This is a genomic window from Sphingomonas sp. PEI4, from assembly GCF_056679955.1.
Genome location: NZ_CM155258.1, coordinates 2,115,045 through 2,137,124 on the forward strand (window position 1 = coordinate 2,115,045; position 22,080 = coordinate 2,137,124).

Consider the following 22,080-nt stretch of genomic DNA (forward strand, 5'->3'; position numbering starts at 1 on the left):
CGCCAGGACAGGATGAATTGACATGACGGACGAGAAGACCGCGCATGGTGACGATGCCCCCCCGACGACCTGGAAAAAAGGCGATGCGCTGACGGAATCCAGGGTTACCGACCTCAAAGGCGACACGATCGTCGCGCGCGCCGTAACGATCAATCGTCCGATCGCCGAGGTTTTCGCCTATTTCCGAGACTTCGCGAACCTGCCGACGTTCATGGAAAACGTCGAACGGATCGACATTCTGGACGACAAGCGATCGCACTGGGTCGTGAAAGCCCCCGCGGGCAAGACCGTCGAATGGGATGCGGTCGTCACCGAAGAGGCGAAGGACGGCGTGATCGCCTGGACGTCCGAGCCCGGCGCCGACGTCGCGAACAGCGGCCGGGTCGAGTTTCGCGATGCCGGCGCGCGCGGTACCGTCGTCACCGCGACGATCGCCTATGATCCGCCCGCCGGCGTCATCGGCAAGCTGATCGCCAAGATGTTCCAACGCGAACCGGCGATACAGGCACGCCGCGACCTGCGGCGCTTCAAACAACTGATGGAAACCGGCGAGATCGCGACCGCGGCGATGACCCGCAAGCAACGCGAAGAGGAGATGGCCTGATGCGCGCTTTGGCATGGCACGGTAAGCACGACGTCCGCGTCGATACCGTCGACGACCCCGAGATCGTCAATCCACGCGACTGCATCATCAAGGTCACCGCGACCGCGATCTGCGGCTCCGACCTGCATCTGTACGATGGTTACATCCCGACGATGCAGGCAGGCGACATTCTCGGCCACGAATTCATGGGCGAAGTCGTCGAGGTCGGCGCGAAATCGACGCTGAAGAAGGGGCAGAAGGTCGTCGTCCCGTTCACGATATCGTGCGGCAGCTGCTATCACTGCGGCAAGCATCAATATTCGGCCTGCGACAACGGTCTCCCCGCCGACAATCAGGATATCGCGCAGGAACTCTACGGTCAGCCGATGGCCGGTCTGTTCGGCTATAGCCACATGACCGGCGGTTATGCGGGCGGCCAGGCGGAATATGTCCGCGTGCCGTTCAGCGACGTCGGGCCGATCGTGATCCCGGACGGTGTCGAGGACGAGAAGGTGCTGTTCCTCTCCGACATCCTGCCGACCGGCTGGATGGCAGCGGAGAATGCGCAGATCGAACCGGGCGACACGGTCGCGGTCTGGGGTTGCGGTCCGGTCGGGCTGTTCGCGGTGCAGTCGGCATTCCTGATGGGCGCCGAACGCGTCATCGCGATCGATCATTTCCCGCACCGCCTTGAGTTGGCAAAGAAGTTCGGCGCCGAGACGATCAACTACGAAGAAAGCGCCGTGTACGAAGCGCTGATGGTGATGACCGGCGGGATCGGTCCCGATGCGGTGATCGACAGCGTCGGCCTGGAGGCACACGGCTTCTTCGTCGACAACGTGATCGACCAGATCAAGGCGTCGACCTTCCTCGGCACCGACCGCGCACATTCGATCCGCCAGGCGATCATCGCCTGTCGCAAGGGCGGGCGGGTATCGATGCCGGCGGTGTATGGCGGGTTCATCGACAAGTTCCCGCTCGGTGCGCTGATGGAGAAGGGGCTGACGCTCAAGACCGGCCAGACGCACGTCCAGCACTATATGCCCGCGCTGCTCAACGCGATCATGGAGGGCAAGATCGACACGACCTTCCTAATCTCGCACCGCATGGACCTGGAGGACGCCCCCAAGGGCTACGACATGTTCAAGAACAACCAGAACGAAGTGACCAAGGTCGTGCTGAAGCCCGGCTTCAATTGAGAGGATCTGAGACAATGGCCGATAAATTCGCAATCATCACCGGTGCCTCGACGGGCATCGGCTTCGAACTCGCCACGCTCGCCGCGAAGGACGGCTATGACATCCTCGTCGTCGCCAACGAGGCGCTGATCCAGGCTGCCGGCGCCGACTTCAAGCAGTTCGGTACCGACGTGACCGCGGTCGAGGCGGACCTGTCGACGATCGACGGCGTCGATGCGCTGATCGCCGCGACCAACGGGCGGAAAGTCGACATATTGTGCGCCAATGCCGGCCACGGTCTCGGCCACGGCTTCCTCGACCAGAAGGTCGAGGATTGGCGGCTCGTGGTGGATACCAACATCACCGGCACATTGTACCTCATCCATAAGGTGCTGCCGGCGATGGTCGCGCGCAACGACGGCAAGGTTCTCGTGGTCGGCTCGGTCGCGGGCTACATCCCCGGCGCGTTCCAGGCGGTGTATAACGGCACCAAGGCGTTCATCGACAGCTTTACCGAAGCGCTTCGCAACGAGATCAAGGAGGCCGACGGCGTCACGCTGACGACGCTGATGCCCGGCCCCGTCGATACCGAATTCTTCGACCGCGCCGGCATGAACGACACCGATGTCGGCACCGATCCGAACAAGAGCGATCCGGCCGATGTCGCCAAGGACGGTTGGAATGCGCTGATGAGCGGCAAGGCATCGATCTTCTCGGGCTGGAAGACGAAGGTCCAGGGCGTGCTCGCCAACGTGATCCCCGGTTCCATTCTCGCCGAACAACATCGGGGGATGGCAGAGCCAGGTAGCGCAAAGGACTAAACGGTGGTCGCCTTCCGGCTGACGGCGTTGAAGGCATGCCCGGCCCTGATGGGACCGGGCGTCGCCGCTTCGCACCAGCGGACGCGGGTCCGAGATACCGCAGATTACCCGTGCTCGCCAATGCCGATCTGCGCTGCGGACTGCAGTTCATTCTGCCCGAGACCGGCATGACTGCTTCGGCGAACGGGTTTGCCGAAGCGGTCCTTACAATGCGCGAAACCGTCGACGAATTTCGGCCCCGCGGGGGCGTCCTGGAACGTTGGACATGGACGCATAGCGTGGCACGATTGGCTAAGATTATCGAGTAAATACAAGATGTAAAGCAATGAAAAATACCTGACCGACCATAGCGACTTGGCCGGAACATGGTTTTAGGTTCGAGCACCAACGCGGATGACTGCGGCTTCGCGGATTGGAAGAGCGTGCACGGTATCGGACCCACCCCCAGCCTCTCGAAGTCCGATGACGCAAACGCCCCGCCGCTGATCTGTTTCTCGCATCTCCGTTGGGATTTCGTCACCCAGCGCCCCGAGCATCTGATGAAGCGGTTCGCGCGTAACCAGAGCGTGTTCGTCTGGGAAGAACACATACCCTGCGACCACCCGCTGCCGTTCCTCGAACATCACCCCTTCCCCGCCGACAAAGTGATCGCGCTGCGCCCGCGCCTCCCGCATTGGTGGAATGCCGAGCAGGTCGGGACGGGGTTGCGGCAACTGCTCGACATGCTGATCGCAACGAGCATCCGGACGAAGCCATTGCTCTAGTTCTACACGCCGACGATGCTCCCTTTCGCCGAGCACCTCGACGCTACCGCCGTGATCTACGACTGCATGGACGACCTGTCCGCGTTCCGTTTCGCCGACCCCGCCCTGCTCGACCGTGAAAACCCGGTTGCTCGCGCGTGCCGGCCTCGTCTTCACCGGCGGCTATAGCCTGTACGAAGCCAAGCGCGACCGCCACCGCGACGTCCACGCCTTCCCCTCCGCGGTCGACGTCGCGCATTTCGCACGAGCCCGCACCGGCAACGTCGAACCGGAAGACTAGCGCCGCATCGCGGGCCCGAAGCTCGGATTCTTCGGCGTCATCGACGAACGCATCGACCTCGCACTGATCGACGCCGTCGCTGCTGCACGACCCGACTGGTCGTTCGTGATGATCGGCCCGGTCGTGAAGATCGACCCCGCCCACCTGCCACGCCGCGCCAACATCCACTGGCTCGGCGGGCGTGATTACCACGAACTTCCCGCCTATCTCTCGGGCCGGGACGTCGCGCTAATGCCGTTCGCGATGAACGCCGCGACGCGCTTCATCAGCCCGACCAAGACGCCCGAATATCTCGCCGGCGGCCTGCCCGTCGTCTCGACGTCGATCGTCGACGTGATCCGCCATTATGGCGACTCGGCGGCGGTGGAGATCGCGTCCGATGCGACGCCGTTCGTCGCCGCCTGCAAGGCCGCCCTCGCCCTCCCCCGTGCGGGCGTCTGGCGCGACGAAGCCGACCGCCTGCTCGCTACCCAATCCTGGGACCGGACCCAAACCGCCATGACCGCAGTCATGCCGGCGAGGTTGATGACGACGAGCCGTCCGTGCCCATCGAAGGACGGAGGGGCGAGCGTCATAGGGCCTTTCGCTACCGCTTGGGCCGCGAGGCTACTGTTTGCTGTCGCAGTCATGCGTCATCCTTTCCTGCGACCAGATGGGTCGCGATGCTGGTGGGGGGGGCGCCGCAGCCGAGCGTTGAGCTAGACGCGGCTTGAGTGTCTGCTATCGGCGTACAGTCTCGCCGGGGAGCGGACGGCATTCGGGGCGGCGCGATGAAATCTCAAGAGACTACGCGGCTAGTCGTGCTCGATGCACTTCGCGCAGTAGCCGTTGTAGCGGTGGTGTTATTCCACTCCTTCCCAGCATGGGTGCCGGGCGGGTTCGTCGGCGTCGATATCTTTTTCTTGATATCGGGCTTCATCATTTGGCTTCAGTACGGCGAGAAACTGGTCAGCGGCGAAAACCGCTGGCGTACATTTTTTGCGCGGCGTGTGCGTCGCCTGGTGCCGGCCTATCTCGTGCTCCTGATCGTCACGACAGCAGCGGCGTACTATGTGCTGCCGCCGAACCTATTGCTGGAATATGGTCAATCGCTCTTTGCCCAGGCGATTTACAGCCAAAACGACGTGTTCTTAGCCCAAGGCGACTATTTCGTCGGCTCTTTACAACGGCCGTTGCTGCATACGTGGAGCTTGGCGATCGAGGAATGGTTCTATTTCCTGTTTTTCGTACCAATACTTTTAAGGAAGTGGAGTGGACGATATTGGCCTATCGCGCTGATAGCCTTTGGTTTCAGCTCGCTCGCGTTTGCTGTGGGAACCGCACACTACAGCGATCGCGCAGCTTTCTTCCTGCTACCCTCCCGCGCATGGGAATTTGCAGCCGGCATCGGCGCAGCGCTGCTGTATCAAAAGTTTCGTGAACGATCCGCCTCGCGGGCCACTCCCGCCATCGCGATAGGGGCAGTCGCACTAATACTGGCCTCGATATTCTTGTTTGCCGAGCATGCGCCTTTCCCCGGACTGCATTCCGCCCTAGCTCTTACCGGCGCGTTCATTCTGTGCGTCGTCCAAGGGCAGGCCGGTGCGGCGTTCACCGCTGCAGCTTCTGCCAGTCCCGTGCAGCACGTCGGCAAGATATCGTACAGCTGGTATCTCTGGCACTGGCCGCTGATCTCATTGTACGCGGTATGGTCTGGTAAACCGATAACCGGCACCGCGGGGGCCATACTGCTTGTTGCAGGATATCTTTTAGCGGTCGTGAGCTACATCGCTATTGAGCAACCCTCTCATCGATCCTCCGGTCTAAAGCGCCCCCTAAACACGACACTGTTGCTCGTTGCCTTCGTCATATTTTCCGCGGTGGCCGGCGCTTGGCTGATAAATTCCAACGGGGCAATCGAGCGCTACCCCGTCTCGGATCGCCCTTACATCGAAGCCAAGTTCGATCGGCCCGGCGAGCGGTGCCCAATCATCGACCGTCTGTTCTCATTCAACTCCAGCATCTGCAGCCGAAATAAAATCCGAGGGGACGGGGGTGTTCTTCTACTCGGGGACTCTCACTCGAATATGCTCCGTGAAGTGTTCACCGATCTTGGAACCGAGGCGGGGACACCCGTATTTGTTAGCACGAATATCTGCCGGCCGATTGAGACCGGCAAGATGCTATGTCCCAGCGCGTACTGGAAGCGGCTCGAAAGAGGCATTGCGGATAATCATATCGCGACCGTGTTTATCGTTGTGTCGTGGCCGTTAGATTTCGTGGAAGATGACTTCCGCTATGCGATCGGCCGGCTTCGTTCTTTCGGTCTTCAAGTATTTGTCATGAAGCCGATACCGCAAAATCCCGAGTTTGATCCTTCCATATATATTGGGAACCCCAAGACCAGGGATCTATCGCAAGCCGTCACGTTCTCCGAATATGGCCGGGATACGTACTTAGGAACGCGAAAAAAACACCTCGAGATCCTTGATCGAATTGGAAGCCGAGACCGGTCCGTTCAGATTATCGATCCCGCCCCGTATCTCTGCCCGAATGACAAGTGCATTTTCGCGGTTGAAGGTCGCCTTACTTATGCCGATGCCGATCACCTGAGCGCCGCGGGAGTGGCGCTAATCCGGGAGGAGCTTCGGAAAGTCTTTCAGGACGCCGCGCCGGCAGTAACCGTACCGGCGCGACCGCCACGCACCGGAAATTAGCTCTGTCACATCGTCGACATCACGGCGAACTCGGCCGGGTTAAGGTGGCGATTGTAGATGACAGCGTGCGTTATGATGCGACCAGCACGGCCCGGAGCATTCGTACGTCGCGGCGGGTGGGTCGCGATCGCGTGGTGAATCATCGTTGCTCCGGCATGGCTAAGGGCGGCCGCGGACGGACCGCCCGTAATGAGCGCTGGCGTTGAAAGGGGAGGTTCGTTCGCGGACTACCCAAGTATACTGGTAGGGCTCGACGAGCCTCAACGACCGAGGACGCGGCAGCCATACGCGTTCAAGACGCCTATTTCTCCACAGGTGCGTTGAGCTCGGAAGGGTCGGCCGTGAGCAGCCAGACCGCAGCCGGGACAATCTGTAAAACAAGGAAGGCGATGGCGATGAGGCAGAAAGCCAGTTTCTGTATTCGCGTTGTTGGCACCGGTTTCGACATGAGGACGCACGTTAACTTGCTACCCCAGGATGTAAACGCTGCGCTGCACCAATTTGTACTTGATTTAGGTTAGACTATTGGGAAGCGTCGAGTTTCGGTCGTGTCCCCGCTGGTGGTGTAGCTCAGCGGTAGTGAAGCTGACCGGTCGCGCGCTATCATCCAGCGCTGTAGCGGCCGGTCAGGTTCACGGGTGGCCATCGAAGATCTTCGGATAGGTTTGGGTTGCAAGACTCAACCAACGGAGACCTTCGATGACCGACGATACGATGAACCTGCAAGCGCTGGTGGGAAAGAGCGCGGATGCAGATTTCCTACGCGAAATGATTGGCTTTGCCGCGCAGCGGCTGATGGACCTGGAGGTCGGTAGTCTGACCGGCGCGGGTTATGGCGAGAAGAGCAGTGACCGCCTCGCGCAACGTAACGGTTACCGCGAGCGGGACTGGGAAACGCGGGCCGGCACCGTTGAACTGCGTATCCCCAAGCTGAGGACGGGCAGCTACTTTCCCGCCTTTCTGGAGCCCCGGCGCCTTTCCGAGAAAGCGCTAACCGCAGTCGTCCAGGAGGCATACATCCAGGGCATCTCGACCCGTTCGGTCGACGATTTGGTGAAGGCCATGGGTATGAGCGGCATCTCGAAAAGCCAGGTGAGCCGGCTTTGCGAGGAGATCGACGTCCGCGTGAAGGCGTTCCTCGAGCGCCCCATTGAAGGCGACTGGCCATACGTGTGGGTCGACGCGACGTACCTGAAAGTGCGTCAGGCTGGTCGGATCGTCTCGGTCGCGGTCACCATTGCGGTCGGCGTGAACGGTGACGGCAGGCGCGAGGTGCTCGGCATGGCGATCGGTGCGTCGGAGGCCGAGACATTCTGGACAGACTTCCTCCGCGGCCTCGCGCGGCGGGGCCTACGCGGCGTGAAACTCATCATCTCGGATGCCCACGAGGGCATCAAAGCTGCCGTCTCACGCGTGTTCAGCGCCACGTGGCAGCGGTGCCGCGTACATTTCGCGCGCAACGCTACGGCCCATGCCGGCAAGAGCGGGCGGCGCGTCGTCTCGGCCTTCATCGCCACCGCGTACGCACAGGAGACGCCCGAAGCCGCCAAGGGTCAGTGGCGCAAGGTCGCCGATCAACTCAGGCCCAATGTCCCCAAGCTCGCGAAGCTCATGGACACTGCCGAGGAGGACGTGCTCGCGTACATGTCGTTCCCGCCACAGCATCGCACCAAGCTGCACAGCACCAATCCACTCGAACGCCTCAACGGCGAGATCAAGCGGCGCACCAATGTCGTCGGCATCTTCCCCAACGAGGATGCCATCACCCGGCTGGTCGGCGCCTTGCTGCTCGAGCAAAACGATGAGTGGGCGGTTCAGCGGGGCCGTTACATGACACTGGAAAGCGTGACGCAATTGGGCGATGATACCACCGTCACGTTGTCGTCCATGACGGCGTAATCGACCCGGCCCTGCCCGGAGATCAAAGCGGCTACGCCGCTGAAGCTACACCACGCGGTGGGACACGATCCGAGTTTCGTAAGAAGTCCGACCGCCATGACTAAATACACGGTATTCGTCGCGATGATTTTACCGACTTCATTTAATGCTACCTGGTTCACATAAAAGTACCATTCCATCTGCCCCTGCTTATCATAATCTTGATACAGCAGAGCGGCCGGGTTGGCGATGCCGTCAACATCTAGAACGGGTACGGTTTCAAATTTTATCTTCTATGATCTCGATTTTTGAACGGGTTGAAGCTGGCCCGAACGCGTGGGACTTGCTGGCTTTGCGACGACCGTGTTTTCCCTGGTGAATCCGGCAATAATCGCTGCCCGCATCAGATGCAGGCAGCCAAAGATACGCACTTAAACTGCGGCGATCCCACGTGCCGCCATCGTGTCGCGAATGAGCGCAGCGCAGGCGATCTTCTTCGACAGCGACGGAAAGCCGCGCGGATTGCTGATTGTCAGCAACGCACCCAACCGAGCATTAACCGAGGGCAGATAGAGCGGAGAAGCCCGTTCCGCCCCCCCCCCCAACGAATACCGTTAGGAAGCGGCAAGCCCGCTTCGGCAGTGGTTACTTTGCGCCTGCCCGCTGTCATGGTTCCTGCAGAAATACGTTCGACTACTATCCGGCCTTCGAATACCACGACCATCCAAATCCCGGTGACAGTTGTCGGGACAGATGCATGGGTCGTTTCGGTAAGAATTTGTTCGGTGATATTGCTCACCGCCAAGGTGGCGATAACGGTGTGCATTCCGGAGACGCCAAACGCGTATATGCGATAGCCCTTCAGCGTCGCTTGGTCCTGATTTCCGCCGAGCGAAAACCCGCCTCCCGCACCCGTTAGACGCAGGGCGAAGAAATGCGCGACAGAGGCGTCACCAAGATCGTCAGGCATGTCAAAGTATGTCGTACCGTTCAATTGCGGTACAGTCATCGTCACCTCTAGATATGCAGACGGGGCTAGGACCACCTCCGAGGAGTTGTCTGCGACCCAAGCGGGGCGACGCCGGCTAGGTGTCAACTCATTCACCGCAACCGATCCAGCTACTGTCTCACGCCGCGTGCATCCGTTCCGTCTTGCCGTCCGTTATAAGCATTCAACAGGAGCAAACCATGGCGGACCGAAACGACACGAAACCTCAGAAGGGCATGCTGATCGGCTTAGCGATAGGGCTGGTCCTGATGGTTGCCCTCTTAGTTACCTTCTACTTCCGGGTTCAGAAGCCTGCAGTCGAAGCGAAGCCAAACCGGCCACCTTTGGCGACGCAAGGGTAAGTTGCCAGACCAGCGTCATCGGCGGTGATCAGTCGCAAAGCGGTACAGGTATGGGTGAACTATTCCGCAGCATCACCGCTCCATACCGTTGAACAATCGCCCGAGCGCCTTGTTCGGGCCTCTGCGTTGGGGGTGGGGGCAGGCCCTAGACCCAGTCCAATCAACTCACCACGGGGTGCTAGAGCACCGGTACCCGTTAGGGCCGGTACGGCTTAGACCGCTGCCGATTCTAGAAGCCAAGCCTCAATCGCCCGCGCCGCCAGCGGCAATCCAACGCGGGAAGAGGTATCAACGATGACGCAGGGCGATGCCATTTCGAAAGAATCGCCGCGTTACGCCGCGGCGATCACCGTCAGCCGGGGATGCCCCAGTTGGCCTCCTCGTCGGCCGCTTTCGCCGTGCGAACCAGATGCTCGACATAGTTCTGGAAGATCGGAACCGTGAACGTGACCAGCGTAGGCTCGCCCTTTGGTTCCTTGAACGTCAGCACGACGAATCGTCCGCCTTCCTCGTCGAGGACGAGGCCAGCCTCCATCGCACCGGGGCCGCTGGGGGTTATGATCGTCGCCGCCATCTCAATCTCTCGCTGTTCGCTTGGCCTGCTGCATTACCGCAGCGGCGCAAACGTACCAGCGTCGATGTTGGATCAGGCCGCGGTTGCCACGGTGCGATTCGAACCAGCGTCGTTCGCGGCACGGACGCGCGGGGTTGCTGCGGCAACGGTCAGCATGCGGGCAGCCTGCATCTTACGATATTCGAAGTAGAGAGCGATCAAGGAGAACATAGGAACCTCGGGCAAGACATTGCTGCGTCGCAGCATCAGTCTTGCAGGTGGTCGCGCAGCCCGCGAGACGCAATTGCGTTATGCCCAACCACGATTGTGCAAAATGAAGACGCCTGCGCTTCAGCCCGCGCATGGTCCGTCACAGCAGGGCGCCGTCATGCCGCTTTGGTTGTGATCAGGTCCCGCCGCAGATCCCGAATTTCTGGGACGTAATCGCCCGATCGCGCCCGGCGCACTTGATGACGATGGCTTCGGCTTCAGAGCCGTCGTGCTCGTCGAATGCGTCAATCATCTGTCCAAGCGATCCGGATGCAAGTCGCTCGTCGATATGCTCGGCTTCGTCGTCCGCGGCTTTAGTTCGTAATAGCTCGGCGGGCATGTTCCACATGGTTTTTAGCACGGCTTCTGACTCCTGCCCCCAGGTTGTCAGGACAGTTGGCCATCGATCGAGACGGCGTCCAGACCCATGCAGCCGCCAATGCGCCCGCCTTACTGACTGGCGCGACGAACTGCTCCCCAGCTCTAAGCTTTCAAACAGAGGCACCGACGATGACCCGCGAAGCTAGCCAGCCCGCCGCCGAGAGCGATCGCTTGGTCATGCTCAAGGTCGTTGAGATCATGGTCAGGCTGAAGCGCACCCGGATCTATAAGCTGATCCGCGAGAAGCCTTGCTTCGATATGGTCCTGCAAAGCTCCGCTAGTTAGGCCAACGAAACGATCGCCGATGACGTCGGCAAGATGCACCTGTCGTTAGTTAGCGAGTGGGTGGTGCCTAGACGCGACAACCACCAGGCGGTCCACCGCAAAGGGGCGAAGGATCAACGCGCCCGTTTCGACCGCATTCGACAGCACACCGATCTCCGCAAACCCGGCCGCGACGCTTCGGGCAATCTGGTCGCTTTCGCGCTCCCTGAGTTCGATATCGACTTGCGGATGTGCCGCCATCCACGCGGCCAGTCTTTGCGGCAGAACCTCGGTAATTGCAGCGGTGTTCGCGAAGATACGAACGGAAGCGCGAAGTCCTTTGGCATACTGGCCGATGTCACCCCGCATTTGGGCCATTTGGTGCAAAATAGTGCGGGCATGATGCGCTAGCATGTCGCCAGCCTCTGTCGGCGTGATCCCGCGACGACCACGGTTCAACAAAGCGACTTCGCCGGTCGCCTCCATATCACGCAACCGCTCGCTGGCCGCAGGTAGGGACAGGCCGATTTCAGCAGCGCCATGCGTGATGCTGCCCGCATCGACGATGGCGAGGAACAGCCGCAAATCTGTCAGGTCGAACCGCATAACTACACATAGCGCGTCATCAGCCTTCGTTCCAGCCGAAGCCAGCGATCGGAACTTCCGCATTGTGGGCGTGCCAGAGACCGCTAGCTCACAGTCATATTTGATCAATCGCCTGTTCGGCTTGTGATTGGTTGCGGCCTTTGAGATGGGAGAAAGGAATTGATCAAAGGCTTCGATAACGCCGACTTTTTGTTAATTCTGCTGTTTGTTGATCTGCTGTGTTTGACGATCGCAGGTTGCGGCTTGGCGACAGCCCCAACGGATGAACCCAGGACTGGATGTGAAAACCGCAGTGTCCACATTCCGCCGCCCCATGAACAGCAAACTATGCTCGCCGACATGCTACTTCACGACTGATTGCGTAGCGGGCAATTCCGGTGCCGCCTCTCCGCTTGCTCGAAAGTTTCCAGCCCGGTCATGTCAGTAGCAATTACAAGGCGCATTGCCTTGGTCGCACCACTCATCGTGCTACCATCATTCCGAGCCTCGGTCGGCAGCAGCATACAAAGGCGGTTGCAGGAACTGGAGGTGAAAAGTGGGAGGAGGCTTGGAGTCGCGGTGCTCGACTCCACGACCGGGCAAGTGACCGGCTATCGGATTGATGAGCGTTTCGCCATGTGCAGCACCTGTAAGGCGCTCGCCGTAGCGTTCGTACTAGCGCGGGTTGATCGAGGCGAAGAACGCCTGACGCGCCGTGTGACCTTCACCAAACGCGAGCTTGTATCGCCATTTAAGATGACTGCTCCTCACGTCGGCTCTGAAGGGATGACGATTGAGGCACTCTGCGAGGCAGCTTTAACCGTCAGCGATAGCACCGCCGCCAATCTGCTTATTGCAAGCTTCGGCGGACCGACTGCGCTCACGGCATATCTTCGATCGATCGGCGATCCTGTAACCCGCCTGGATCACATGGAACCCGAACTGAACATCGTCACGGTGGGCGAGACCCACGATACCACCTCACCTGCCGCTATGGCGAAAACTCTACGCCGCCTACTGCTTGGAAACGCTTTATCGAACTCGTCGCGCAAGCTCCTGACAGGATGGATGATGGGAGCGATTGATGCAGCAACGCGCCGCCTCCGGGTAGGCGTCCCAGCAGGATGGCGGATTGCGAACAAGCCGGGCACGTGGGGAGGGATCGCGACCAACGATGTCGGCGTGATCTGGCCGCCGGCCCGGCCTCCCGTCGTGGTCACGGCCTACCTTGGTGAAGCGCTGGGAACCGTCGAAAGCCAAGAACTTATTTTGGCCGGCGTCGCTCGATTAATTGCGGGCACGGTGTAGCATGACGGGCTTCGCCTAAGCGGCCGGGCAATGTAGCGCTTTCCGAATTGGGAACGGCGATCGAGACGGCCGACGCTGTCCCACAGGGATGGTGTTTCGAGAAATAGACACGTCGCGCGAGTATTGCTGGGTAGTCTGGTTCACCCTAGCCTCGCGCCATGCACGTCATCACCTCTCCGTCAAACCTCGGGCTTCGGCCACTACGTCTGAACCACGAGCCCGGTACCTGGCGCGCGCCTGCGGCTCTCCTCGAAGCGGGGCTGTTGAAGGCAATTGGCGCGCCGCCCGTCACGAGTTTGCGACGCCCGATCTACTCGCCGGAGCCGCAAGTTGGGACGCGCATACGAAACGGTCGAACCATGCGGGACTTCAATCTCACGCTGGCCGAGGCCGTCCGCGATGTACGGCGTAGAGGCGAGTTCGCCCTCGTTATCGGTGGCGACTGCTCGATCCTCATGGGGGCGCTCGCCGGCGCGCGCGAAGAGGGACCAATCGCTCTGATCCACATCGACGGCCACAGTGATTTCCGGCATCCGGGGAACTACGACTTCAACCGAAATCTGGGTGCTGCGGCGGGTATGGACCTTGCCCTGGTAACGGGGCGCGGTGAGCCGCTGGGAACCAAATGGCCGGGTATTGGAGGTCCGCTCGTCGCGGATGCGGACGTGATACAGCTTGGGGAACGCGAGAGCCGAAACCCGGACTTCGCCTGGCCTGACGTGCAGGATACGGACATAGATACGATCGACGTGTTCGAGGCGACCGCCATCGGTGCGGAAGGCGTCGCTGCCCGCATCGCCACCATGCTTGCAGCTAAGCCGGATCAAGGTTTCTGGATTCATCTCGACGTGGACGTGTTGGATGAAGCCATTATGCCTGCGGTCGATTGCCCCGGCAGTCCCGGCATACCACCGAAAGAGTTGGTTGCGATCCTGCATCCGCTGGTCGCCGATGAACGATGCCGGGGCATGACCGTGACGGTGTTCGACCCGGACCTCGATCCTGATGGCAAGTACGCCGACGCGATCGTCTCGCTGATGGCGAAGCTACCTTTTCCAGCGCCTGCATCGGTCGATCCGACCGCGTGAGCGCTGGCTAAGCCTTCCCAATTAGGAACGGCGATCGAGAAGCCGGGACGTTCTCGATTGGGATCGAATTTCGGGAATGTCCGGGTGGGAAGGTTAGCTGCCGGTCCGCTTACTGCGCCATAAGCGGACTTTCGCGACAAGCACGTTGATGGCGAAGGCCAAACCAAGAGCAACCACAACTACAGCGCCCATCATGATCCACACGGGTGTGAAGTCGCCAACGCAGGGCTGCTCCCGTCCCTCGCATCGCCACCGGCCATCATGCCAGCGCCAAAAACGATCAGCGCTACCGGCGTCATCAGCGCGGTGGCGGACAGACATCCCCAATTGGTCGGACGCTTTTCATAGTTCATTCGGCCATCCTGACCGTCGACGCGAGCGTCTGCAACTGAGCGATTCTTTTCAGCCGCCCCCCATTCCTGATTAGGATCGATTCCGAGAACGCGTGCGTCGTTTCGATCTCCGTTCCATTTTGAGAACGTTGTGTCGATCGCTGCCGCACAGTCCCGCTAAAGCGGTTATGCCTGCGGATCAAAGCAGCCGGCACTCCCCTTTGGTGAGCCGCGTTTAGTAGGTACGCCCCTCACTCCCACGGTACGCGACGAAAGTCGTTAGCGCGGATAATGGCAGGCCAACAGTCAACAGCATAGGAATGAGCTTCGGGTCGAGGAACGCTGTCCCCAGGCCGTGCTGTATCCCCCATAGAAGCACGTATGACAGCATCAGCACTACGGGTGACAGCGCAGATGTCGCGAAGATGATGGTCACAGCGGTTGACGACCCGCGCCAGATCGCCAAGCGATTAGCGATCCAGACTGATGCAAACAGCCCGATCGTCGCGGCAATAAGTACAAGCGTCGGCACCATTTGAAGATTGTGCCCGAAGTTCCGGTTGCTTTCTAGTTTATTCGGAGAGTCGCCGACCGTCTCTGCCACTCGTTGAGAAGCGGCTCGCCGCTGAATTAAAACCCCGCCATTGGTAGCTTTCGAACCGGGTCCGATCTCGCATCCTAATCGCGAAGCAGAATGGACCCAGAACCCGCCGTCAATCCGCAGTCCAGGTAGCTACGTCGATCTGCTTTAGACCTGCACGCTGAAGCGTATATATCGCTCCGCCGATGCATTTATACGACGCGTTAGGACGATAGACGATAATTCCGCGACGATGCTTACCAGCTTGAACAATCTGAGGAAGGCGATCTGACGCCACCCTCTTTCCGTCGACAGTAATGCGGCACTCATTGCCGTACCGAGCTACATTCGCAATCAAAGGAAAGTCATTGGTTTGACCGTCAGCACTCGGCACTATCAAGGCCGTAGCTATCCCCAAACCGCAGAACAGAGGCTGTTTGTATCTGCTCACCCCCTATGCGGCGAGGGTCGGCGCACGACGCTGTGAGATGACGTCTACGATCGCTTGGAGGGCGGTCTTGCCGTGTAGCTTTGCTGTGGCGATCACGGAGACTGTGGCAGCGTAGAACTGCGAGCCCCAGGTCGAGCGGAAGCAACCGGTTACCTTGCGGAAGATCACCGACATGCGCAGCGCGCGTTCCGAGCCGTTGTTGGTGTAGGGCACGTCGCGCCGGGTCATGAACACGAACAGGTCGGTGCGGCACCTCTTGATCGCGCGCATGAGCTTTTGCCCCTGCTTGTGCGGTACTGCGAGCTTCATCAGGCCGGTCAGTTGTCGCTCCAGCCGGGCGAGATACTGGGCAAGCGTTGTATTCTTGAGCCGGTCTCGTCGTTTGCCGATGTTGCAGGCCCGCTTGAGCAAAGCCTTGAAGCCCGGTGCGAACATCATGTCGCCGCTGTCGATGGCATATTGTGCGTCGCGTAGCAGGTGCGCCAGGCAGACCTGGCGCTGCTCGCCATGGCCGTTCTGCGCACCGTAGCGGTCCGCTACCCAGACCTTGGGCCTGGCCCCGCCCAGGAAGTCGGTGATGATCCGCGCGGCGCGGGTGTCGGCGATGATGTGATAGATCGCGGTAGTGGTGTGCATGACCCACTGCCAGTGCTTGCGCCCGCAGACCCGTGCCGACGTCTCGTCGGAAGCGATCACCTCGGCCCGGCGGACTTCCTCGCCGATCTCCTCGGCCGCCTCCAGCATCGGCTTGAGCGCGCGCTGGAGGATATTGGCGACCGCACCTTCGCTGATGTCGAGACCGAAGACCGTCTTCATGATCTCCTTGAGACGCTCGAAGCTGATCGCTTGCGTGACGTGGAGATGGATCAGCAGTGCCTGGATGCCGGGGCCAAAGGGTGAGCCCGGCTCCATCCCTTCGGGTACAGGTGCAGTGAAGGTGGCCTCGCAACACGGGCATACTCCGCTATGCAGATGGACGCGCGTCGTCACCGGCTTGATCGGCGGGATCTCGATATGATCATAGGCATGAACCTTGCGCTGGTCGTCCTGGCTCAACGCCGCGGCGCAGTTCGGGCACTGCGTGGCAAGGGCCTCGACCACCTGGTCGGGATCGGCAGCCAGCGCGCGGGTGACACCGGGGCGACCCTTGCGGTCTTTGCGCTGGCGCTCGGGCAGGTTTGGCTTTTGTCCGGCGCTCGGCGGTATCGAGGAATTGTCCGGCGTCTTCGGCGGCTTGCCCAGCTTGTCCTCCAGCTCGGCCACACGCCTCTCAAGGCGCGTGATGGATGCCGCCTGAGTCTCTACCAGGGCGCTTAACTCCGCAATTCGCGCGGCCTGAAGCGAAATAACTTCCGCCTGCGCCAGCACCAGCGCGACCAGCTCATCATGCGAAAGCGCTCGGACGGCTTCGACGTTCATGAGGATTCTGAATCAGCAAGCGCGCAACGGCGCAAGCAAAATCCGGCAGCCCCACCCAACCTCGGACTATGCAGCCCGTGTCACGCCGCCTGTGTTACCGCCGCAAGGGGGTGAGCAGATACGGCTGTTTCATTGCAGGATCATGGGATACTATTCACTTACAGGCAACATCCGCTGTTTTCTCAACACAGCCATTCCCGAAACTCGATCGATTTTCGGGGAATCTTAGGGCTTCCCGAAACCCCAGCAACAGCATCAAACGGGAATACGATCGCTGCCGGTTGAGTGCGTCGCCCGGCAATAGGGGTGTCACAACCGTTCAGTTATGACACCTTCGACGTTCGCCAATGCCGATATCGGTTGGTCGCGTTTTTCTCGGAAGGCCGCGCCGGCAGCGACGGGCACCATCGGTACGCCCGCGATCAGAGCCGGGAGAGATCGTGGTCCGACCGCTTTCGAGGCGGTCGCAGAGCGTTGCGGGGTTAGGCGGTCGCTTCCTTCGCAGTGCTGGCGGTGACCCGGTTGCGGCCGAAGCCAATCGCCAGCAGCGCCGCCATGACAAGCTGCGCCGCGATCCCCTCTGTTGTTGGATAGAGGCCGAGGATTTCGACGCGCGGGAAGCCAGCGACTGGGTTGACCGGCAGCCAGCCCGCTTCCTGCAGGGCGGACCCGCCCTTGCCGATCAGCACCACGGCCAGCAGTGCCATCAGTGCCGAGCTGTAGGCGAAGAACTTCCCGAGCGGCAGCGTGCGGCTGTAGCGCGTCATCCCCCACGCAATGACAGCGAGAGCCGCAACAGCCGAGGCCGCTCCCGCCAACACCGATCCGCCGTTCCCTCCCGTCCATATCGCTGTGAAGAACAGGATCGTCTCGAAGACCTCGCGGTAGACGACGACGAACGACAGGCCGAACAGGAACCACGCTGATCGCGCGTTGAGCGCCGTCGTCAGTTTCTCGCGGATGTAGCGTTGCCAGGCATCGGCGATGCTCTTGCCGTGCATCCAGATGCCGACCCACAACAGCACCAACGCAGCGAACACCGAGCCGAACCCTTCCGTCAGTTCGCGACTCGCGCCGCTGATCTCGACGGCATAGGTGCCGACGGCCCAGGTGGCGGCGCCGGCGACCAGCGCCGCGACCCAGCCGCCATGCACGTAGGGCATTACGTCGCGGCGTTCGGCCTTGCGCAGAAAGGCGAGCATGGCGACGACGATCAGCAGCGCCTCTAGCCCTTCGCGCAGTAGGATCGTGAAGGCACCAAAGAAGCTGGACGCGCCCGACGCCCGTTCGGGCGCAAGCGCGGCTCCCGCCTCGCCGAACAGCGTGTCGAGCGCGCGTGCCTGATCGCGCACGGAGGTTGGTGGAGCGCCGTTGGCGATGCCGGCGCGTAGTGCGCCCATCGCGCCTTCGATCCGCACCATCAGCGCGTTGTCGCGCGCCGACAGCATCGGCTCGACCGGCTCGAAGCCGTCCAGATAGGCCGACAGCGCGAGGTTGGTCGCGCCCTTGCGGTCACCTTGGGCATAGGCGGTAACGGCCTCGCCGAGCCGTTCGCGGGCAAGCGACAGTGTGCCGACGTTCCGCGGCACGACCGCACCCGGGTTGCGGCGCAAATAGGCGATCACGGCATCGGTCTTCGCCTCGCCGATCTCACCGGCGAGATCGGCCGGGGTCATCCCGACCAGCTTCTCCATGTTGATTCACTTCCTACAGATAGCCGATCGCAGTCGCTCGATCTTTCCCACAAATGAACGGCGATCGAGAAGGCCGGGACGTTCTCAATTGGGATCGAGTTTCGGGAATCGCTAGCAGTGGGCCTCACCTGCTATTAACGGGGGAAAGCGACGGCAGGAGACGGAATGCCTACGGCTCACCTTGTGTTCGGCTTCTTAGGATCGGGGAAGACGTCGCTAGCCAAGAGGCTTGAGCTTCAACATAGCGCCGTCCGGTTTACTCCTGACGAATGGATGGCACGCCTATTTGGCGAATACCCGCCCGCCAACACGTTCCAAGACAGGGCAGCGGCTATCCTCGATATCATGCAGCCTGTTTGGATTCGCTGCCTATCACTGGGTCTCGACGTTGTTCTCGATTACGGTTTCTGGTCTCGGGCTGAACGGGATCGCGTACGGGCTGCAGTCGAGAACGTAGGGGCTACCTCTGTGTTGTTGGCTGTAACCTGTTCCGATGGGGAGGCCCGAAAGCGCATCGCAATCAGAAACAAGGCCGCTCACCGGAGCCTCTATATCGCTCCTGCCACCTTTGACCGGCTTAAGGCACGGGTTGAGCCTTTGGGCATGGACGAGCCGCACTCAGTGGTGTGAACATACCGGCGCTGCTTCCCAGCTAGGATGCTGATTTGGGAATGATCTGGGTCTTCTAAGCCGTTGCGCTTGGAAGAACCCGATCATGAGAACTGACTAAAGTTTCACGGCAGCGTTGCCACCATCTACCCAAAGCGCTGACCCTGTAACGAAACTCGACATATCGCTGGCGAGGAACAGCGCCGCTTGGGCAATTTCCTCGGGTCGAGCGATCCGCTTCATTGCGTGGAGACCGGCAGCCCATTCGCGCTGGGCGTCATCGCCGGCCATGTCGGTAGCCGTGCCGCCCGGCAGGAGGGCGTTTGCGCGGATGCCGGCTGCGGCATAATCGGCCGTGATGCCTCGGACCAACCCCATAAGACCCGCCTTGGCCGCGCCATACGGTCCCATGCTTGGCAGACCCACGCTGTTGCCAACGAAGCTGCCTGTAAAAACAAGCGCGCCGCCCCCTTGCTCGATCATGACGGGGATCTGCGCTCGGGCGCCGAGAAAAGCCGCAGTCAGATTCACCGCCAACACTTCTGACCATTGGCGAGGCTCAATCTCTGCGAGCGGCCCAATGGTGCCAACCGAGCCAGCATTATTGAAGGCGATGTGTAAGCCACCAAACCTCCCGCGTGCGGCAGCAACCGCCTTATCGTGCGTGCCCGGTTCAGTAACATCACCAACGATCGCAATCGCTTGACCTCCTAGACGCTCGATTTCGTCGACCGCTATTTTTAGCGAGGCTTCCCGCCGGGCAACGAGCACCACAGACGCACCATTCGCAGCAAATAGTTTCGCTGCCGCCTTCCCAATGCCAGAACTGGCACCCGTAATAATTGCGACCTTACCGTCCAGCAGTTTCATTCGTTGGCTCCTTGATGGAGGCAATTAGCTAGCTAGTCTTTCCGCTGCGTGCGTCCTGTTCCTTGTCATCAAATTGATTAGGTTACTTTGTGCAGGGTGAGCCTTCCCGATTGGGAATGGCCGGCCTTAAATTCCGCCGGTACAGGTAATATGAACCATTTCCTAAGGCTGGAACGAGAATGCTGCATCACTTATCAATTGCTGTGACCGATTTGAAACGGGCCATGATTTTCTATGATGCGGCACTTACCCCACTTGGCTATGCCCGTGTCTTTACGGGAGATGAATCAGTAGGTTATGGATATGCCGGGCAAGGTGACAAACTGCTACTCAATCTTGAAGCCCAAGTAAGCGTACCCGGTGAGGGGTTCCACTTGGCATTCTCCGCGTCCGAGCCGGAACACGTCGATCGATTTCACGCTGCCGCATTGCTGCACGGAGGAAGCTGCAACGGACAGCCCGGGCGACGTCCTGATTATGGCGACAATTATTACGCGGCCTTTGCGTTCGATCCCGATGGATACCGTATTGAGGCGGTGGTTAATCGAGCGCCGTGACGCCGCCTCCAACCCGGTACGATATCGACCAAGGCGACCAGTGAATGGTCGTTTCCTGCCGTTCTGGTTTTCTCGAAAACGAACGGCCAGCGAGACAGCGCGCGCATTCTCGAAATCGATCGAGTTTCGAGAAAGGCAGAGCCGGCCGTTCTACCTCAGCGGGAGCCGTCTCGCCTTGGCAAGGTTCACGATCAACTCGGGGAGCGTCTGATGTTCGTGCGCGCGCCATGCGGGCTGACCTGGGCCGCTCCGCCAGGACTCGCTAAGTGGACTGTTGTCTGCCGTATCGAAGCCGAACTGATCGTAAAGCCGCGTGACCAGCTCCACCGCCTCGGGGTGGTCGCTTGATACCGACAGCGCGTGCCGCCCCGGCGTGCCAGATGGCCGCGCCGACAGGAACAGGCGCGGTGCCTGAATGTGCGTGAACGCCTTCGCGACCTTAGAGGTGGGGAGCTGTTCCTGCCGTAGCTCGTGCTCCGTCTTCTCACCGACGTCTACCACGGCGTAGCGCCCGTCACGCCACGGCATGTAGTTGTTGGTGTCCAGCACGATCTTGCCCGCCAGTTGCTCGACCGGCATGTCGTTGGCGAGCTTGAGGGGGGACGCCACCATGACGAAATCCCCCGCCTCGGCCGCATCGGCAGCGGTCGCAGCGCGCGCGTCGGGCCCGAGTTCGGCGACCAGGCGGGCCAAAGTTTCCGGTCCGCGCGAGTTGGCGATCACCACCCGGTAGCCGTTCGCGATGGCGGCGCGGGCGATCTGGCTGCCGACCTCCCCCGCACCAATGATGCCGATGGTGGCCATAGTTGAGCGCTTCAACGGATCAGGCACCGAACGCTCCGTCGATGGTGTGCATGGCGCCGGTGACGAACCCTGCCTCCGGTCCGGCGAGCCATGCCACCATGCCCGCGACCTCCTCCGGCTGGCCGTGACGCTTGATCGCCATGAAGCCGTGCAGCAGATCCTTCATCGGTCCGTCTGCCGGGTTGGCGTCGGTGTCGATCGGACCGGGTTGCACGACGTTGATCGTAATCCCGCGAGGCCCGAAGTCGCGTGCCAGCCCACGTGCCATCCCTTGCAGCGCTGACTTGCTGAGCGCGTAAGCCGCCATGCCGGGAACGGGCATCCGATCGCCGTTCACCGATCCGATAACGATGATGCGCCCGCCCTCGGGCATCTGGCGCGCCGCCTCGACTGATGCATGATACGGCGCGTGAACATTGATCCGGAACAGCCGGTCAATCGCGTCCGGGTCCTGTTCCAGCGAGTCGCCGAACACGGCGATGCCGGCATTGACGACCAGCACGTCGAGCGCGCCGCTGTCCTTCACGCGGGCGATCACCGCGTCGCGATCCGCGCTGTCCGTCTCCACGGCCGTGCTGCGCGTCTCGGCCGCCAACGCTTCGGCTGCGTCTCGCGAGCCGGAATAGGTGAAGACCACGGTCGCGCCATCCGCTGCAAAGCGCCGAACGATTGCCGCGCCGATCCCGCGGCTACCACCCAGCACAAGAACGGATTTTCCCTCGAACGCACCCATCGCACTCTCCTTGATCCATAACTTACGATGCG

At 60.8% G+C, this 22,080-nt stretch carries 23 protein-coding genes and 1 pseudogene; 14 read left to right on the plus strand and 10 right to left on the minus strand.

All coding sequences use genetic code 11. From position 1 onward, the window contains the following. The first annotated feature begins 22 nt into the window (after window positions 1-22). The 8 genes from AC1MLZ_RS09655 to AC1MLZ_RS09690 all read left to right on the plus strand — a co-directional run bounded on the left by AC1MLZ_RS09655 (window position 23) and on the right by AC1MLZ_RS09690 (window position 8,221). Window positions 23-604, plus strand: coding sequence for an SRPBCC family protein (locus AC1MLZ_RS09655; protein ID WP_480958252.1), 582 nt, complete (start codon window positions 23-25; stop codon window positions 602-604). After that, window positions 604-1,782 carry a zinc-dependent alcohol dehydrogenase gene (locus tag AC1MLZ_RS09660; RefSeq protein WP_480958253.1) on the plus strand — a complete coding sequence of 393 codons (1,179 nt, stop codon included), beginning with the start codon at window positions 604-606 and terminating at the stop codon, window positions 1,780-1,782. Before AC1MLZ_RS09655 ends, AC1MLZ_RS09660 begins: the two co-directional genes overlap by 1 nt. A gap of 14 nt (window positions 1,783-1,796) precedes the next feature. After that, window positions 1,797-2,582 carry an SDR family NAD(P)-dependent oxidoreductase gene (locus AC1MLZ_RS09665; RefSeq protein WP_480958254.1) on the plus strand — a complete coding sequence of 262 codons (786 nt, stop codon included), beginning with the start codon at window positions 1,797-1,799 and terminating at the stop codon, window positions 2,580-2,582. 422 nt (window positions 2,583-3,004) lie between these two features. Further along, entirely contained in the window at window positions 3,005-3,346 is a 342-nt protein-coding gene (locus tag AC1MLZ_RS09670) for a hypothetical protein (RefSeq protein WP_480958255.1), read from the plus strand. A gap of 115 nt (window positions 3,347-3,461) precedes the next feature. Beyond that, complete coding sequence (locus AC1MLZ_RS09675) at window positions 3,462-3,626, plus strand: hypothetical protein (protein WP_480958256.1); 165 nt, start codon at window positions 3,462-3,464, stop codon at window positions 3,624-3,626. Between the two features lie 66 nt (window positions 3,627-3,692). Then, complete coding sequence (locus tag AC1MLZ_RS09680) at window positions 3,693-4,328, plus strand: glycosyltransferase (protein WP_480961520.1); 636 nt, start codon at window positions 3,693-3,695, stop codon at window positions 4,326-4,328. A 98-nt stretch (window positions 4,329-4,426) separates the two neighbouring features. Beyond that, entirely contained in the window at window positions 4,427-6,322 is a 1,896-nt protein-coding gene (locus AC1MLZ_RS09685) for an acyltransferase family protein (RefSeq protein WP_480958257.1), read from the plus strand. Between the two features lie 699 nt (window positions 6,323-7,021). After that, window positions 7,022-8,221, plus strand: coding sequence for an IS256 family transposase (locus AC1MLZ_RS09690; protein ID WP_480958258.1), 1,200 nt, complete (start codon window positions 7,022-7,024; stop codon window positions 8,219-8,221). A gap of 511 nt (window positions 8,222-8,732) precedes the next feature. Here AC1MLZ_RS09690 and AC1MLZ_RS09695 read toward each other — a convergent pair. The 3 genes from AC1MLZ_RS09695 to AC1MLZ_RS09705 form a co-directional block, all read right to left on the minus strand. Further along, the gene (locus tag AC1MLZ_RS09695) at window positions 8,733-9,209 is read right to left on the minus strand and encodes a hypothetical protein (RefSeq protein ID WP_480958259.1); all 477 of its coding nucleotides are present in this window, start codon (window positions 9,207-9,209) and stop codon (window positions 8,733-8,735) included. Between the two features lie 693 nt (window positions 9,210-9,902). After that, a complete protein-coding gene (locus AC1MLZ_RS09700; RefSeq protein WP_480958260.1) occupies window positions 9,903-10,124 on the minus strand; it encodes a hypothetical protein in 222 nt (73 codons plus the stop codon). 385 nt (window positions 10,125-10,509) lie between these two features. Then, window positions 10,510-10,713 carry a hypothetical protein gene (locus AC1MLZ_RS09705; RefSeq protein ID WP_480958261.1) on the minus strand — a complete coding sequence of 68 codons (204 nt, stop codon included), beginning with the start codon at window positions 10,711-10,713 and terminating at the stop codon, window positions 10,510-10,512. Window positions 10,714-10,883: 170 nt separating this feature from the next. On the opposite strand from AC1MLZ_RS09705, the gene AC1MLZ_RS09710 reads away from it, so the two are divergent. Beyond that, a complete protein-coding gene (locus tag AC1MLZ_RS09710) occupies window positions 10,884-11,039 on the plus strand; it encodes a hypothetical protein (protein ID WP_480958262.1) in 156 nt (51 codons plus the stop codon). A gap of 45 nt (window positions 11,040-11,084) precedes the next feature. On the opposite strand, the gene AC1MLZ_RS09715 is transcribed toward AC1MLZ_RS09710, so the two are convergent. Continuing rightward, complete coding sequence (locus tag AC1MLZ_RS09715) at window positions 11,085-11,624, minus strand: LysR family transcriptional regulator (RefSeq protein ID WP_480958263.1); 540 nt, start codon at window positions 11,622-11,624, stop codon at window positions 11,085-11,087. 159 nt (window positions 11,625-11,783) lie between these two features. Here AC1MLZ_RS09715 and AC1MLZ_RS09720 point away from each other — a divergent pair, with 159 nt between their 5' ends. The 3 genes from AC1MLZ_RS09720 to AC1MLZ_RS09730 all read left to right on the plus strand — a co-directional run bounded on the left by AC1MLZ_RS09720 (window position 11,784) and on the right by AC1MLZ_RS09730 (window position 13,999). After that, window positions 11,784-11,981 carry a hypothetical protein gene (locus AC1MLZ_RS09720; RefSeq protein ID WP_480958264.1) on the plus strand — a complete coding sequence of 66 codons (198 nt, stop codon included), beginning with the start codon at window positions 11,784-11,786 and terminating at the stop codon, window positions 11,979-11,981. 201 nt (window positions 11,982-12,182) lie between these two features. After that, a complete protein-coding gene (bla, locus tag AC1MLZ_RS09725) occupies window positions 12,183-12,911 on the plus strand; it encodes a class A beta-lactamase (RefSeq protein WP_480958265.1) in 729 nt (242 codons plus the stop codon). A gap of 158 nt (window positions 12,912-13,069) precedes the next feature. Then, window positions 13,070-13,999 carry an arginase family protein gene (locus AC1MLZ_RS09730; RefSeq protein ID WP_480958266.1) on the plus strand — a complete coding sequence of 310 codons (930 nt, stop codon included), beginning with the start codon at window positions 13,070-13,072 and terminating at the stop codon, window positions 13,997-13,999. 567 nt (window positions 14,000-14,566) lie between these two features. Here AC1MLZ_RS09730 and AC1MLZ_RS09735 read toward each other — a convergent pair. From AC1MLZ_RS09735 to AC1MLZ_RS09745, 3 genes and pseudogenes are all read right to left on the minus strand, one after another. Then, window positions 14,567-14,866 carry a hypothetical protein gene (locus AC1MLZ_RS09735; protein WP_480958267.1) on the minus strand — a complete coding sequence of 100 codons (300 nt, stop codon included), beginning with the start codon at window positions 14,864-14,866 and terminating at the stop codon, window positions 14,567-14,569. Between the two features lie 499 nt (window positions 14,867-15,365). After that, the gene (gene tnpC / locus AC1MLZ_RS09740) at window positions 15,366-16,781 is read right to left on the minus strand and encodes an IS66 family transposase (protein WP_480958268.1); all 1,416 of its coding nucleotides are present in this window, start codon (window positions 16,779-16,781) and stop codon (window positions 15,366-15,368) included. A 482-nt stretch (window positions 16,782-17,263) separates the two neighbouring features. After that, a pseudogene (locus AC1MLZ_RS09745) lies at window positions 17,264-18,478 on the minus strand (FTR1 family iron permease); the annotation flags it as partial. Window positions 18,479-18,640: 162 nt separating this feature from the next. On the opposite strand from AC1MLZ_RS09745, the gene AC1MLZ_RS09750 reads away from it, so the two are divergent. Then, entirely contained in the window at window positions 18,641-19,105 is a 465-nt protein-coding gene (locus AC1MLZ_RS09750; protein ID WP_480958269.1) for a P-loop nucleotide/nucleoside kinase family protein, read from the plus strand. 96 nt (window positions 19,106-19,201) lie between these two features. Here the strand turns inward: AC1MLZ_RS09750 and AC1MLZ_RS09755 are convergent, their stop codons facing one another. After that, window positions 19,202-19,954: an SDR family oxidoreductase gene (locus AC1MLZ_RS09755; RefSeq protein WP_480958270.1), complete on the minus strand. Its 753-nt coding sequence runs from the start codon at window positions 19,952-19,954 to the stop codon at window positions 19,202-19,204. Window positions 19,955-20,133: 179 nt separating this feature from the next. Here AC1MLZ_RS09755 and AC1MLZ_RS09760 point away from each other — a divergent pair, with 179 nt between their 5' ends. Further along, window positions 20,134-20,511 (plus strand): VOC family protein, encoded by a 378-nt coding sequence (locus AC1MLZ_RS09760; RefSeq protein WP_480958271.1) that lies wholly within the window; start codon window positions 20,134-20,136, stop codon window positions 20,509-20,511. A gap of 150 nt (window positions 20,512-20,661) precedes the next feature. Here AC1MLZ_RS09760 and AC1MLZ_RS09765 read toward each other — a convergent pair whose 3' ends face one another. Both AC1MLZ_RS09765 and bdcA read right to left on the minus strand, forming a co-directional pair. Continuing rightward, window positions 20,662-21,342: an NADPH-dependent F420 reductase gene (locus AC1MLZ_RS09765; RefSeq protein ID WP_480958272.1), complete on the minus strand. Its 681-nt coding sequence runs from the start codon at window positions 21,340-21,342 to the stop codon at window positions 20,662-20,664. Further along, entirely contained in the window at window positions 21,335-22,048 is a 714-nt protein-coding gene (bdcA, locus tag AC1MLZ_RS09770; protein WP_480958273.1) for an SDR family oxidoreductase, read from the minus strand. Before bdcA ends, AC1MLZ_RS09765 begins: the two co-directional genes overlap by 8 nt. Window positions 22,049-22,080: the final 32 nt, after the last annotated feature.